Source organism: Paenibacillus phytohabitans (genome assembly GCF_013141775.1).
In the GTDB taxonomy this organism is placed as follows: domain Bacteria; phylum Bacillota; class Bacilli; order Paenibacillales; family Paenibacillaceae; genus Paenibacillus_AQ; species Paenibacillus_AQ phytohabitans.
On record NZ_WHOB01000059.1, the window covers coordinates 70153 to 83690 of the forward strand.

At 53.0% G+C, this 13538-nt stretch carries 14 protein-coding genes; 3 read left to right on the forward strand and 11 right to left on the reverse strand.

Translation table 11 applies throughout. The annotated features are described in order from the left end of the window. Positions 1-98: 98 nt before the first annotated feature. Positions 99-188 carry a sporulation protein YjcZ gene (locus GC101_RS35825; RefSeq protein ID WP_197073075.1) on the forward strand — a complete coding sequence of 30 codons (90 nt, stop codon included), beginning with the start codon at positions 99-101 and terminating at the stop codon, positions 186-188. Positions 189-488: 300 nt separating this feature from the next. Here the strand turns inward: GC101_RS35825 and GC101_RS18425 are convergent, their stop codons facing one another. The 7 genes from GC101_RS18425 to GC101_RS18455 all read right to left on the reverse strand — a co-directional run bounded on the left by GC101_RS18425 (position 489) and on the right by GC101_RS18455 (position 7252). Then, the gene (locus GC101_RS18425; protein ID WP_171718426.1) at positions 489-647 is read right to left on the reverse strand and encodes a hypothetical protein; all 159 of its coding nucleotides are present in this window, start codon (positions 645-647) and stop codon (positions 489-491) included. A gap of 33 nt (positions 648-680) precedes the next feature. Then, the gene (locus GC101_RS18430; RefSeq protein ID WP_042135759.1) at positions 681-1484 is read right to left on the reverse strand and encodes a Cof-type HAD-IIB family hydrolase; all 804 of its coding nucleotides are present in this window, start codon (positions 1482-1484) and stop codon (positions 681-683) included. Between the two features lie 914 nt (positions 1485-2398). After that, complete coding sequence (locus GC101_RS18435; protein ID WP_171718427.1) at positions 2399-3163, reverse strand: pseudouridine synthase; 765 nt, start codon at positions 3161-3163, stop codon at positions 2399-2401. A gap of 3 nt (positions 3164-3166) precedes the next feature. Beyond that, a complete protein-coding gene (locus tag GC101_RS18440; protein ID WP_171718428.1) occupies positions 3167-4774 on the reverse strand; it encodes an RsmB/NOP family class I SAM-dependent RNA methyltransferase in 1608 nt (535 codons plus the stop codon). Between the two features lie 95 nt (positions 4775-4869). Further along, entirely contained in the window at positions 4870-5352 is a 483-nt protein-coding gene (locus tag GC101_RS18445; protein ID WP_343049751.1) for a DUF309 domain-containing protein, read from the reverse strand. Next, positions 5318-6130, reverse strand: a complete 813-nt coding sequence (gene yjbM / locus GC101_RS18450) for a GTP diphosphokinase (protein ID WP_039299775.1) — start codon at positions 6128-6130, stop codon at positions 5318-5320. The genes GC101_RS18445 and yjbM overlap by 35 nt, the downstream gene beginning before the upstream one ends. A gap of 27 nt (positions 6131-6157) precedes the next feature. After that, positions 6158-7252 (reverse strand): quinone-dependent dihydroorotate dehydrogenase, encoded by a 1095-nt coding sequence (locus GC101_RS18455; protein WP_171718429.1) that lies wholly within the window; start codon positions 7250-7252, stop codon positions 6158-6160. 208 nt (positions 7253-7460) lie between these two features. Between GC101_RS18455 and GC101_RS18460 the strand changes: the two genes are divergently transcribed. Further along, on the forward strand, positions 7461-7598 hold the full coding sequence (locus tag GC101_RS18460) for a hypothetical protein (protein ID WP_171718430.1): 138 nt from the start codon (positions 7461-7463) through the stop codon (positions 7596-7598). On the opposite strand, the gene GC101_RS18465 is transcribed toward GC101_RS18460, so the two are convergent. The 3 genes from GC101_RS18465 to GC101_RS18475 form a co-directional block, all read right to left on the reverse strand. After that, positions 7595-9034 carry a L,D-transpeptidase family protein gene (locus GC101_RS18465; protein WP_171718431.1) on the reverse strand — a complete coding sequence of 480 codons (1440 nt, stop codon included), beginning with the start codon at positions 9032-9034 and terminating at the stop codon, positions 7595-7597. The two genes, GC101_RS18460 and GC101_RS18465, sit on opposite strands and share 4 nt — an antisense overlap. Before the next feature lie 190 nt (positions 9035-9224). Then, a complete protein-coding gene (locus tag GC101_RS18470) occupies positions 9225-9467 on the reverse strand; it encodes a ferredoxin (RefSeq protein ID WP_036702186.1) in 243 nt (80 codons plus the stop codon). 159 nt (positions 9468-9626) lie between these two features. After that, positions 9627-10919, reverse strand: a complete 1293-nt coding sequence (locus GC101_RS18475; RefSeq protein WP_171718432.1) for a DNA polymerase IV — start codon at positions 10917-10919, stop codon at positions 9627-9629. Positions 10920-11189: 270 nt separating this feature from the next. On the opposite strand from GC101_RS18475, the gene cimA reads away from it, so the two are divergent. Continuing rightward, entirely contained in the window at positions 11190-12809 is a 1620-nt protein-coding gene (cimA, locus tag GC101_RS18480; RefSeq protein ID WP_171718433.1) for a citramalate synthase, read from the forward strand. Positions 12810-12904: 95 nt separating this feature from the next. Here the strand turns inward: cimA and GC101_RS18485 are convergent, their stop codons facing one another. Continuing rightward, positions 12905-13465: a TlpA family protein disulfide reductase gene (locus GC101_RS18485; RefSeq protein WP_171718434.1), complete on the reverse strand. Its 561-nt coding sequence runs from the start codon at positions 13463-13465 to the stop codon at positions 12905-12907. Positions 13466-13538: the final 73 nt, after the last annotated feature.

The following is a 13538-nucleotide window of genomic DNA, read 5'->3' on the forward strand; positions in this document are numbered from 1 at the left end:
GGAGCCTCCTTACGCATATGATGTCATTATCCCATGGAGCTCCGCTGAACTACTAACGCGGCAATGGGAACAGACATGAGTCAAGGGAGGAATCAGACATGGGTGCAGTTCCAGGCTTCACATCGACCGGTGCGATTTTGGTGCTCTTCATATTGCTCGTAATCATTTCCCGTTCGTTGTTTGTCTAATTCCGCTTAAGCAGCATAGCGTATAGACACAAGCGGCCCGGCCGTTCCTTTCAGGAGCGGCAAGGCTGCTTTTTTGCGTTTTTTATTTGCACTTTTCATTTGCACTTTTTATTTTCACTTTACATTTCCACTTTTTATTTGCGTCTTTATCTGAACGGAACTCCACAAAAAAAGCACAGCACAGAGCCGCCAAGGCACTGAACCATGCTTTATGTGGTCTTCGTCTTCTGCAAGCTTCACTGATCCTGAATGCGACGAAGCAGCCCGGGCTGTGGGAATAGTTGGATTTTCAACACTTAATCATTCCGTCTCTGCTGCTTTGCCAATAATAAGTGGATAATCGTCACTAAATCCGCCCATATTCCCGATATTCTCCAGAGGGAGTGGAATTAAGTGCCTTTTTTCCAACTGCTGCCCTGTGTCCGGAGATTTCTGCATAATTAGATGACGTTTTTCCACTTATCACACCGCCGGGGCCAATCAAGACAGAAGTCAGGAAGACAGGCAGTATTTCACCAGCGCATCGCGCACGCCATTGTCATTATTCGTTCCGGTAACCGCATCTGCTGCTGCTTTGACCTCAAGCGGTGAGTTGTCCATAGCAACACCCAGGCCTGCATACGTCAGCATAGAAATATCATTATAATAATTGCCGATCGACAGGACCTGCTCCTGGGGAATGCCCAGCTCTGCGGCCAGGTTTTTCAGGGCATTGCCTTTGGAGGCTTCCGGGTGCATGAAGTCCACGAAGAACTCTCCGCTGCGCAGAATGTTATACTGCTCTCCCCACGTAGACCATTCCCGCTGCGCTTCATCCAGAATATCAGACTGCGTGAACACGGTGAATTTCACAATCGGTTCGCGGAAATCCTCCCAGGCCGGCAGCGATGCAGGCATAATCCGGAAATGCTCATACATGAAGTTGGCTTCCTTGGTCAAGTTCTCGACATTATCGACATACATATCGAATGCAGTGTTAACGTCGAAATGAATATCATGTTCGCGGCAATACGCAATATACGGATCGAGCCCCCTGGCGTCCATTCCATATTGGTGCAGTACTTTGCGGTCCTTCACACTCACGGTCACCGCTCCGTTATGCCCCAGAACATATCCCGATAAGCCCATCTCTTCCATGAACGGAATCGAATTCTGCGGGCTGCGTCCTGTACACAATACGATCTGACCGCCCTGGCGGGTAACCTCGGCAATGGCCGCTTTATTCTCGTCACTTAAGTGATGATCATCGTTCAGCAGCGTTCCATCCACATCAAGTGCTATCAGCTTGTATTTCATACTCCACCATCCTTATCTCTCTGTATAATCTACAACACACTCTATATCAAAAGCTTACCTGTACCCATCAGCTACGATTCCGTTTATATCAAAGGTTGTGTAAATCCTTCACCCGCGCAGCTGCCCAAAATCGGCTGAATAGTAGGTGAGTCTCGTAGGTACGGTAAGCGAGACATCCGTCAGTTCAAAACTCCTGAACCAGTCCACGTGATTGTTCCTATCCTTACACGGCAACGCCTGTATTTACGCCAACAAGAATGTATTTTCGTGCTAAAGGACCTTAACGCTAACACGCACCTCCACAGCAGCTGGAATCGGCGTGAATGCCCGCATATAAAGGTACCCGACTTGATACACCGCCATCCAGATCTCCACAATAGTCTAACGTCAGATATAAACCAGTGAAAACTACGTTGGCCCATCGCTTACTGAGGGTTTGCATTGACCCGATTACGTCATGCAATATGCTTAATTGCACTTTGTACAACTAAAACGTCTGATTTACAACCAATACTCTATTTAGTTGTATTTCGTACAATTAAACTGTCATTGCGCCTTGGTTTTCACCCATTTGGGCAGATTTAGTTGTACAGAATACAGTTATAAGACGTAAACATCCCTTTTCGCTGTTTTTAATTGTACATTATACAACTATCTCTGAATCTTCATTTGGAATGAACACATCAAAAGCAGCATTGTTGAATACACTCACTTTTTCAGTTCTGAAGTTGCACTAGCTGGTATCCGCTACGGTCCGGTGTACGTGTACAGTCGTTTCAGCTATACTGCATGCAAGCCCAAGCCCCGGCGGTCCGCCGAAGTTGTATTAGCCTTCCACTCTTTAGAATCTGGCAATCTGCCAGGTCCGCTCTTCATTTGCTGGATACGCCGCTCCATCACTTATACCCGCCACCTTATTCTTCCGCTCCGCCCCCGCGCAGCAGCTCCAGCTCTTCAGCAGTCAGCTCCCGGCAGGCGCCAAGCGGCAGGCTCTCATCCAGCTTCAGCTCACCCATCGATACGCGCTTCAGGAAGACAACCTTCTTCCCGACCGCTACGAACATCCGCTTCACCTGGTGGAATTTGCCTTCCGTGATCGTGAGCGAGATATACGACAGCACCTTGCTGCCCCTTTCTCTGCTCAGAATCCTCAGGCTTGCCGGAAGTGTCACATACCCATCCTCCAGCTCCACACCGGCTGCAAAAGCGGCCACATCCGCCGCATCGACCTCACCTTCGACCGTAGCTTCGTAGGTTTTGGGTACATGCTTGCGCGGGGACAGCAGCTCATGAGCCAGCTTGCCGTCATTGGTGAGCAGCAACAAACCCACGGTATCCTTATCCAGCCGCCCCACCGGGAACGGCTCGAACAGCGCATACTCAGCTTTAAGCAGATCCAGAACAGTACGGTCGCGTTTGTCCTCAGTCGCGGACAGGACGCCCGGCGGTTTGTTCATCATCAGATAGATGTATTCACGGTAGAGAACCGGCTCACCGCCAACCTCGATCACGTCCTGCCCGGGGTCTACATGAAAGCCGCTGTCTTTGACGACAGCGCCATTCACCGTAATCAGCCCCTGCTTCGCCTGCTTGCGGATATCGCTGCGTGAGCCAATGCCCATATGGGACAATACTTTATCGATCCGCTGCTTCTTATTCGTATTTCCTGCTCCACTCATAACCTATGTCCACCTCCAGCCTGCGGGATATTCGTTCTTCAGCATACCGTCCTGCCATTTGCCCCAGCCTGCGCTGAAGCCGTCAATGCAGACGAGCATGTAACCCTTGGAGGCATGTCCGGCCTTAATGGACAGGCGCTCTTCCGGAATCGACAAGGTCTCTCCCTTCAGGTAGGAGACAGCTTCACCGCTTGCACTGGACAGCGACACACTTCGGCTGCTCTCCGCAGGATGCAAGGCTGTTGCCAGCGGATGGCCGGGAATGAATCGGCCGCTCTTCATATGTCCGACATACCAGCCCGGACGGATCGTCTTCAGTCCGTCCAGCGCTTCACGCGGCAGCGGCGAGATATACAAGTGATCTCCGAACCATATCGGATATCCGGCGGGCAGCTTCCCAAGCAGCTCCTGAATAAAACCAGCATACACCGCAAGTGATGCTTCTTCTCCGGTTCCCTGGACCTGCCGTCCGGCAGCAGCTCCAGTTTTGCCAGGCCCCCGTCCGCCCTTGCCTGCGCGCCCGCTATCTGCTCTGCCGGCTGACACTTTGGCAGGGGAAGCGGATCTGGTATCCCGGTTACGAGGAGATACGGATAGGGTCGCCTCTTTGAAGTCTGCCCTTGCTTCTTTGAAGTTTGCCCTTGCTTCTATGAGGTCTGTCTTTGCTTCTATGAAGTCTGCTCTCGCCTCTATATCTGCCACTCCAGCTATATCAGGACTTCCGTCATGCCGCAGCACGGCCATGAAGTGTCCTTCGCCCTTGACCTTATGCGGCCACAGCCGCGCAGCTCCCGGCAATGGACCTAATCCGGCAGCAAAAGAACCGCTGCCGCCCACCGGTACCAGCGAGAACTGCGGATGACCGGATAAGAAGCCGTCAATCATCTCTTCGTTCTCTTCCAAGGCGAACGTACATGTCGAGTATACGACCGTTCCGCCCGGCTTCAGGGCTGCCGCTGCCGCCGCAAGGATCTCCCGCTGCATACCCGCATATTTGGCCGGAGTTTCCGGTTCCCACTGCTTGACCATATCCTCGTCCTTGCGGAACATGCCCTCACCGGAGCAAGGCGCGTCAATCAGTATCCGGTCGAAGAACCCGGGGAATGCGGCTGCAATCCGCTCCGGGCTCTCATTCAGTACAATTCCGTTACGCACGCCGTACAGCTCCAGATTCTTGGCAAGTGCCTTCGTCCGTTCCGGATGCAGGTCGTTGGTAACCAGCAGACCTTCGCCTTGCAGCTTGGCGGCAATCTGCGTGGATTTGCCGCCGGGCGCGGCACACAGATCCAGTACCCGGTCACCCGGCTGAACGCCAAGCAATTCGACCGGTGCCATGGCACTGGGCTCCTGGATATAGTATAACCCGGCATGATAATACGGGTGTTTGCCGGGTCTGGCTCCCTCTCCGGTATAGAAACCGGTAGGGCACCAGGGAATAGGCTCCAGCCCGAAAGGGGATCGTCCGCGCAGCTCGTCCACAGTAATTTTCAGCGTATTTACGCGGATTCCTCCGTAGGGGGACTGCTTATATGTATCCACAAATTGATCGTACTCAGTTCCCAGCAATTCTTTCATGCGCTCCATGAAAAGCCCGGGCAGTTGTACCGCCATGATGCCGTCCTCCTGCTCAAATAATCAAGGAACACCCCTGCGGGTGCTCCTAATGTTGCCTTCCTATATTCAATCCGATCTATGCCTTGCTATATTCATTCTGCTCTGTGCCTGGGTCTATCCGGCCGCTGCGGCCCCCGGCGCTGGGGAAGCTGCGGCTTAAGAGACTGCGCAGTCATTCCCGCCGCTTCTTCCAGCACAGGATCAACAATACGGATCGTCAGATCATAATAGAGAAACGGCTGCTCTTCATAAGCTTCAAGCCGGGCGGCATACTCTCCCACTTCATGCACGAGCTTCGCCAGATCAATCCCCAAGGTAACCGCCGGATATCCACGCAGTACTTCATAGGACTGCCTCAGCATGATCCGTCCGCCGCGTACATTGGCGTTACGGAAATGATACAGCCCGACCGCTACCTGCAGCAATGCTTTGTAGAGCGGGTCGCGCTGCTGTTCCAGCCATAGCTCCTCAAGCACCTCATGACATTCGAAGTAATCCCTGTCCCGGTTGAAATAGATCAGATACTCCAGGTACAGCGGCTCATAGGCCATCCGGCTGGCTGCCCTTCTTGGCATTCGAGAGCAGCTCCCGCACATGATCCAGCAGCTCCCGCATAGCATCCATATCCTGCACCTGCCAGATGGCATTGAACCGCTCCTGGCACTCAATCGCTTCATTCACGAGGTGATAGAAATACAGCTGATGGATGGCTTTGAGCAGCTGGGTCGTCGTATTCGAGTTCTCCTCGAAGGTCTTCTGGGCTTCCAGAATCTCTTCACGGATACTGGACATCTCGCTGTCCAGGATCGATGCCGCTTCCGCTGCCGTCTTCAGGCGGACCCGCATTTCATCCGGCAGGCTCTCGCGGTATTTATAATTCAGCGAATGCTCAATGGTTGCCCAGAAGTTCATCGCCAGCGTGCGGATCTGAATTTCGGCCAGTACAATCTTTTGTCCAAGTGCAGTCTGTACCGGGTATCTGATAATCATATGGAAGCTGCGGTATCCGCTTTCCTTGTAGTTGGTGATGTAATCCTTCTCATATAACACTTCAAGGTCCTTGCGGGCACGGATGTATTCCGCCACTCTGCGGATATCCTCGACGAATTGGCACATAATACGAATGCCGGCGATATCCTCAATGCCCGTTTCCAGATCCTCCATCTTCACGTTTAACCGTTTGGCCTTTTCGAGTATGCTCGACAGCCGTTTCACACGTCCGGTTACGAACTCAATCGGTGTATATTCTTCTCTTTTCTTGAGTTCCGAGCGCATTGTCTTAAATTTAACCTTCAATTCCTCCACAGTCTGTTCATATGGAAGTAGAAAAGTTCCCCAGTCCCTGACGTCCATCGCCTTGTCCTCCTGTCCATTCATCCTTCAGTGATGATCAGCGCCCACCGCTTCTAGGATTTGACGGAAACCGTCCCGCCGCAGCAGCTGCCGTAATCCGGCATGCACTTTGCGGTTAACCTCCGGTCCTTCATAGATGAGTGCTGTATAAATTTCGACCAGGCTTGCGCCTGCCCGGATTTTGTCATAAGCATCCTGGGCTGTAAAAATCCCGCCCGAGCCGATAATCGGCAGCTTGCCGCCGGTCTGGCTGTAGATTCTGCGGATAATCTCTGTGGAGCGGTCACGCAGCGGCTGGCCGCTGAGTCCTCCCGTTTCCCCGGCTTTGTCACTCTTCAGCCCTTCACGGACGAGTGTCGTATTGGTGGCAATCACGCCGTCCATTCCAGCCTCTGTGATTGTATGTACCATATATTCCAGCTCGGCGTCGCTGACATCGGGAGCGATCTTCACCAGCAGCCCTTTGGCTTCTCCGGTCTTCACCCGCTGCAGCTCCATCTCTTCCTTCACCTGGCTAAGCAGGTTCGAGAGCTCACTGCCATGCTGGAGACTCCGGAGATCCGGCGTATTTGGCGAGCTGATATTGACCACAAAAAAATCACCGTACGGATATAGCGTACGGATACACTGGCGGTAATCCTCATGCGCCAATTCATTCGGGGTGGCCTTGTTGCGCCCGATATTGACCGCAACCGGAATCCTGCGCTTCTTCATCCCCTTCAGGCGCTCAGCCATGGCCGCTGCGCCTTCATTGTTGAAGCCCATCCGGTTAATCAGCGCCTTGTCCGGCAATAGGCGGAATAACCGCGGGCTGTCATTGCCCGGCTGGCCCAGCGGCGTCACTGTGCCTACTTCCATAAATCCGAAGCCGATTGAAGAGAAGCCTCCTACCGCTTCAGCATTCTTATCCAGTCCTGCAGCTAAGCCTACCGGTGTGGGGAAATGCACGCCAAACAGATCCACTGCCAGATCGGCAGTCTCAGGAACACCGTACATGAGGCGCATCGCCGCACTTCCGCCGGGAACTAAATTCGCTTTATTTAGTCCGCCTATGACGAGATGGTGCGCCTTCTCCGGGTCCATTTTAAAGAAAATTGGTTTACCAAAATGTCGATACAGCACCGTTCTCGCTCCTTCAAGGGAACCACAAATCGCAGGTTGACTCCCGTATCTATAGGTTTCTTCTTAATTTTATCCGTTTCCGGGTGAAAAGAAAAGTTTTTTGCCGCAGCGATTGTTCCAGCCTGTCCCTCAGAGTATAGTAATTTTCTTGTAAACGCATTACAATGTAAGGGTAATCACAGATAAAGAGAGAAAGAAGGATGACAATATGTCAACTAAACGCAAACCTCCTACCCTGCAGCAGAAAAAAGAAGAGGTTAACCGCAAGGCAATCCTATGGATCAGTGCAAGTCTGGTACTGCTGGTTCTTCTCATTGTCGTTTTGTTTCTCGTAGCAGGGAACTAATTCAACCAATGGTAGACCTTATGGGGGTTGGTCTGATTTGGGGGCGCATCCGAAGGGAACCGGTCCTCCGGCACGGCTAGCTCCTCAGGCAGAACCCCTTTACTAATCTGCACTTTCGTGCCCATCGGCACCATCGCGAACAGCTCCTCCACATCCTTCCGGCTCATCCGGATACAGCCCAGTGATTCATCCTTCCCGATGCTTTCCGGTTCATTCGTACCGTGTATCGCATAATTACTGTCCGAGAGCTGCATGCCCCGGCTGCCGAATTCTCCGTTATCACGTCCATTCGGATTGACCACTTTATCCCGAATGACGAAATTCCCCTCAGGTGTGTTGTCACCGCCAAGTCCAACTGCATAGTTCCGCAGAATAATATTGCCGCTGGTTACTGCCAGACGGTGTTTTTGTTTATCTACAATAATCGTGAGCGGTGCTGTAAAAAAGGGCATTTCCGTCCCACCGGCTCCGCTGCCCGCCTCAGGACTGCCCCCGCTTGTCTGACCTTGCCCCGTTGAACCGGCGGCCGGTGTTACGGCAGGCTGCGGAGAGGGGCTTGGCACTGCAGCAATTCCCGCTGCTGCCCCGCGGAGCGGACCGAACTCCTCCTTCATCAGCGGTGTCGTGCCGCCCAGCCAATTGGCCGGAAAAGGCTTCACCAGCTCCTGTAGCGAACCGGGAAGGGCCCCCTTGCCCGTCTTATAGGCACGCATGGCACTCCAGAGCACGGCAAGCTCCTCCTGCTTCTCCTGCCACAGCTCCGCCTGCTTCTTGATTTCCGCCGGATCAGGCGGCTGACAGTCACATACAGCCGGATTGTAGGACTGGTACACTACACGTCCGTCCCCGCTCTTGGCAAGCGTAGCCGCCAGCGGAAGCTTCTTCTTCCACACCAGCCACTTGCCCGCCCGCTCCATGCTTAGCATCGCCGTGGCGGAAGGCGTTTGTGCCTTCTGCAGGATACCCGCCAGTCCCTGGCCGCCGGAAACGGCATCTGCCCCTACAGCGGTGAAGGACAGGCTTGGCTGAACTGCCGGAGTCTCTTCTTCATCTGATGCCGGCAGCTCAGTCAGGGCAACAGCCGCATTCTCCCCGTCCGGTGCTTCAGAGCTTTCCTGGCTTACCCCCGGCGCCACTGCAGCCGGGATCAGCAACAGCAGCAGAAGCATCAAGGCCAGCAGTACACGGCGTTTCCTCAGCCTGCCTGCCTGGCGTTCCCGGGCGGATTGCAGCAGCCCATCCTCATATTGCTTCAGCATATCGGCCGGCACCTTGCTGTGCTCAAAAGCTTCATACACTTCGCCGGCCTGGTTGAAGCAGTAATTGGCTTTTCCCTGCTGACCGTTCTTATAGTATTCCTTACCGAGCAAGTACCATGCCATCTTGTTATCAGGATGCATCTGCACATATGCTTTAAGATGCTGCGAATTTTTCACATTGGCCTCCGGGAATCTATGATTCAACTTAGTTTCTTTATATTTTATATCGGTCAGGACATTAAAAAAAGACATCTCAAGCCGCATTTATCACGGTCAGGAGATGCCTTTATGTTAATGTAAGGATCAAATATAAGTATCACCCTATATCCGATCCTTACATTAGGTACTGATGAATTGAAGTCCGGACTTAGCCTTCTTTGTTGAACGGCGCATCCGCAATCTTAATGGAGTCTGTTGGACATCCGTCTGCGGAATCCTGCAGGTCATCGAACAAGTCGTCCGGAATCACTACATTCCCGTGGTTACCGTCATTCTCGTAGATCACTTCTGCCAAACCTTCGTCATCGTAATCAAAAATATCAGGGGCCGTCGCGCCACAAGCACCACAAGCGATGCATGTATCTTTTTCGACCCAAGTGTACTTAGCCATTTTATCTCTGCCTCCCGTTAAACAATACAGCCTGCAGTAGCAGCCTGTTATTTTTCTCATATTAATATAAATAGGATACAATTTCAATGAATTTTCAATGTGTTTACAGTATTGCCCTATTAAACGGCCGCATCCAGGCTGCAATTCCGGGCCGATATCTCAGTCGGTATCCCGGTCCGCACCACTGAGATTGTCCTTCTGCAGCGAGGTTCCCCGCTCCTTGTGATTGCGCAGCCGCGCCGAGTGGCTGTCGGTGAGCATCCCTGCTGTCAGCACCGCATTCTCGCCGAACTTGTTACGAAGCATATCCATCGCCTTATTCAGCGATTCCTTCTTCGGCTGCCGTTCGTAATCGAACAGATCCAGCTGAATGGCGGAATCCTCCTTGAGCGTCAGCCCCTGAAGGGTCACCCCCAGCAGCCGTACCGGCTTGTCGCCCTTCCAGTGGCGCGCGAACTGGTCCAGAGCAGCCTTATAGATGTCTTCAGCGCTCTCTGTAGGTGCCTCCAGCTGGCGCGAACGGGTAATCGTCTTCATATCCGGTGTACGGATCGTTAGCTGTACCCCTGCAGCGACCAGACCCTGCTTCCGCAGCCGCCGCGCCACCTGATCACTGAGATTCAGCAGGATCGGACGCGCCTCCGCCAGCCCCACCACATCCCGGGGCAGCGTAGTCGTGTGGCCGATGGACTTGCTCTGTTCCCGCTCAGGGTTCACTACCCCGTGATCGATCCCGTTGCCGGCCCGCTTCAGCCACGAGCCCATCACGCCAAAATGTCCGACCAGCATCGCCTCATCCGCTGCCGCCAGCTGTCCAATGCTGTAGATGCCCAGCTTCTTCAGCTTCTCGGCCGTCTTGCTGCCGATTCCGAACATCTCGTTGCAGGGTTTGTTCCATAGAATGGACGGCACATCGCGCAGGCGCAGCACGGATATACCATTCGGCTTTTTTAGATCAGAGGCAATCTTCGCCAGCAGCTTATTGGGGGCAATCCCGATGGAGCAGGGCAGACCCAGCTCTTCCATAATACGCCGCTGCAGCGCCTCGGCAATCTGCGGAGGGGTCCCGAATTGGCGCGAACCGGTAATATCCAGATAACATTCGTCTATCGATACCGCTTCAAGCAGCGGAGTATAGCTGTAGGCAATCTGCATAAATGCGTTCGAGTACTTGCGGTATAAATGAAAGTCCGGCTTAATAAGGATTAAGGATGGACAGATACGCAGCGCCTTCTGCACCTGCATCCCGGTTGAGATGCCCAGCCTGCGTGCGGCGTAGGAGCAAGTGACGATGATCCCCCGTCTGGACTCCACACTCCCGGCAACGGCCGTCGCTTTACCTTTATACTGCTCCGGATCCTCCGCCTCATGCACCGAGCAGTAAAAGGCATTCATATCCACATGTAGAATAACCCTGCCGCTTGCCGGATAATATTGATCCACATTCTGCATGGTATCTACCTTCTTATCTTCAGGGTTCCATTGTTATTGTCAGCATAACTCTTCACCTTGCGGGAGGTCAACTTGCAGAAGAGCCTCTTGTGGCGTTTAAGTGAAAAGTTCTTTGTTACTTTCCCGCGTAAAAATGCTATAATATAAAAATTAATTTCATACATGTGTATGCTAACTACAACTACAACTTAAGCTAATGCTTCCGAGGCCAGTTTTGCACGAAGCGGTTTCAAGGAAGTTATGCCAAACAACACTTTTAGGAGGACACTCATGTCTAAGTCTATCTCCATCTTCGATACTACCCTGCGCGACGGCACTCAAGGCGAAGGGATCAGTCTGTCGGCGGATGACAAGCTGAAGATTGCCAGGAAACTCGACGATCTGGGTGTCCATTATATTGAAGGCGGCAATCCGGGAAGCAACAGCAAAGACATCGAATTTTTCAAAAGAGTCCAGGAGCTCCATCTTAATGCCAAAATCACGGCATTCGGCAGTACCCGGCGCAAGAATTCAGTAGCGGAGCACGACGACGGGCTGCAAAGAATGATTGATGCCGGTGTTCCGGCAGCGACCCTGGTCGGGAAGTCATGGGACTTCCATGTCCATACTGCGCTGCAGACTACACTAGAAGAGAACCTGGCCATGATCGGCGACTCCATCTCCTACCTGAAACGTCAGGGACTTGAGGTCATTTTCGATGCGGAGCATTTCTTCGACGGGTATAAGAACAACCCCGAATATGCTTCTGCCGTACTCGCCCGTGCCCGCGAAGCCGGAGCTGACTGGCTTGTAATGTGCGATACGAACGGCGGCACCCTGCCGCATGAAATTCAGGAGATTGTCTCCGGCATGGGCATCCAGCTTCCGGGGGCTGCTCTGGGCATTCATACACACAACGATTGCGAGCTTGCGGTAGCTAACACTTTAAGCGCAATCGGCGCTGGTGTACGCCAGGTTCAGGGAACCATTAACGGCTATGGCGAGCGCTGCGGCAACGCCAATCTGTGCTCCATCATTCCAACCCTGCAGTTGAAGATGGGGTATTACTGTATACCTGGAGATTCGTTACCCCAATTAACCAACACCGCCCGGTTCATCAGCGAAGTCGCCAACGTGAACATGCCGGTAAACCAGCCTTATGTCGGAACCGCGGCTTTTGCCCATAAGGGCGGCATCCATGTCTCGGCTATTCTGCGCGATTCGCGCACCTATGAGCATATCGCTCCCGAGCTGGTCGGCAACAAACAGCGTGTGCTTGTCTCTGAACTCGCTGGGCAGAGCAATGTGCTGTCCAAAGCCCAGGAGATGGGGCTCAGTCTCGACCCAAGCAGCGAACAGGCCCGCAAGGTTATTGATAAGATCAAGGACCTGGAGCATCAGGGATATCAGTTCGAAGGGGCGGATGCCTCGCTTGAACTGCTGCTCCGGGAAGCTACCGGGGAGATGAACGAGCTGTTCACCTTCGAGTCGTTCAAGATGCTGGTAGAGAAAACTGCCGGCCGGCCCGTCGTCTCTGAAGCCTTCGTCAAACTGAAGGTCGGCGGCGAGAACCTTTACACTGCGGCAGAAGGCAATGGTCCGGTCAATGCACTGGATAACGCGCTGCGCAAGGCGCTGCAGACGTATTTCCCGCAGCTTAAGGATATGCACCTCTCCGACTATAAGGTCCGGGTGCTTGACGAGCAGGACCAGACCGCAGCGAAGGTTCGCGTACTCATTGAATCCAAAGACTACGGAGACACCTGGAGCACTGTAGGCGTATCCAGCAACGTGATTGAAGCGAGCTGGGAGGCACTAGTCGATTCTATGCGCTATGCCCTGCTCGGACAGATTTCGCTGGATCAGGGCACCCAGGCCAGCAGTGAGCCGAGAGGCTTAGTCAATCACTAACTGCCTTTATCCATAGGTTGTTCAAAAGCAAAAGCCCTCCGGTGCGGAAGTACATCCGCACCGGGGGGCTTTGCAGCACCTTGCTGCCGGCCTCGTCAGGAGCCGGTTAAGGCGATAATCTTCTGCTCCAGTTCCTCAGCGGTCAGGACACCCAGAATGATCTCGCTAATTACACCCTTCTTGTCAATTAGTACATTAGTCGGGAATACAGCTCCATTATATTTATCGAAGATCTGGCCTTTCAGATCATACATCACCGGAAAAGCCAGCATGTACTTTTTGACGAACCGTTCTGCGTTGGGTTTATAATCCTGGCTGGTAACATTGATGCCGTAAATATCCAGCACATCGCTGTATTTCATTGCCAGCTTGTTCAGCTCCGGAGCTTCCTGCTGGCAGGGATCACACCAGGAGGCCCAGAAATTCAGCATTACCGCTTTCTCCCTTGCTCCCCCGACTTCATACTGTTTGTCGCCTTCCTGCAGGATGAATGAAGGGGCTCTCAAGCCTGCGTAAGCACCAGTCTCCGGCTCCGCCTGCTGTTGAAGGACCGCGACCGCTTTCGGTTCAGCCTTGCTTCTATGCTCTATGGCAAGAACGGCCAGAAAAACAATCAGGGCCAGAACAGTCAAATTCCGTTTATGGACTGCTTTCATAGGAGTCAGTTCCTTTGCTTAGAGGATTTTCCTCTATTGTACCCCCACCTGCTGCAGTTTCAAACGTTATTTG

What these genes read in the sequence shown, in the direction of transcription:
- GC101_RS35825 (WP_197073075.1), top strand. Translation starts at nt 99, where the DNA reads ATGGGTGCAGTTCCAGGCTTCACATCGACCGGTGCGATTTTGGTGCTC.
- GC101_RS18430 (WP_042135759.1), bottom strand. Translation starts at nt 1,484, where the DNA reads ATGAAATACAAGCTGATAGCACTTGATGTGGATGGAACGCTGCTGAAC.
- GC101_RS18435 (WP_171718427.1), bottom strand. Translation starts at nt 3,163, where the DNA reads ATGAGTGGAGCAGGAAATACGAATAAGAAGCAGCGGATCGATAAAGTA.
- GC101_RS18440 (WP_171718428.1), bottom strand. Translation starts at nt 4,774, where the DNA reads ATGGCGGTACAACTGCCCGGGCTTTTCATGGAGCGCATGAAAGAATTG.
- GC101_RS18445 (WP_343049751.1), bottom strand. Translation starts at nt 5,352, where the DNA reads ATGCCAAGAAGGGCAGCCAGCCGGATGGCCTATGAGCCGCTGTACCTG.
- yjbM (WP_039299775.1), bottom strand. Translation starts at nt 6,130, where the DNA reads ATGGACGTCAGGGACTGGGGAACTTTTCTACTTCCATATGAACAGACT.
- GC101_RS18460 (WP_171718430.1), top strand. Translation starts at nt 7,461, where the DNA reads ATGTCAACTAAACGCAAACCTCCTACCCTGCAGCAGAAAAAAGAAGAG.
- GC101_RS18470 (WP_036702186.1), bottom strand. Translation starts at nt 9,467, where the DNA reads ATGGCTAAGTACACTTGGGTCGAAAAAGATACATGCATCGCTTGTGGT.
- GC101_RS18475 (WP_171718432.1), bottom strand. Translation starts at nt 10,919, where the DNA reads ATGCAGAATGTGGATCAATATTATCCGGCAAGCGGCAGGGTTATTCTA.
- cimA (WP_171718433.1), top strand. Translation starts at nt 11,190, where the DNA reads ATGTCTAAGTCTATCTCCATCTTCGATACTACCCTGCGCGACGGCACT.
- GC101_RS18485 (WP_171718434.1), bottom strand. Translation starts at nt 13,465, where the DNA reads ATGAAAGCAGTCCATAAACGGAATTTGACTGTTCTGGCCCTGATTGTT.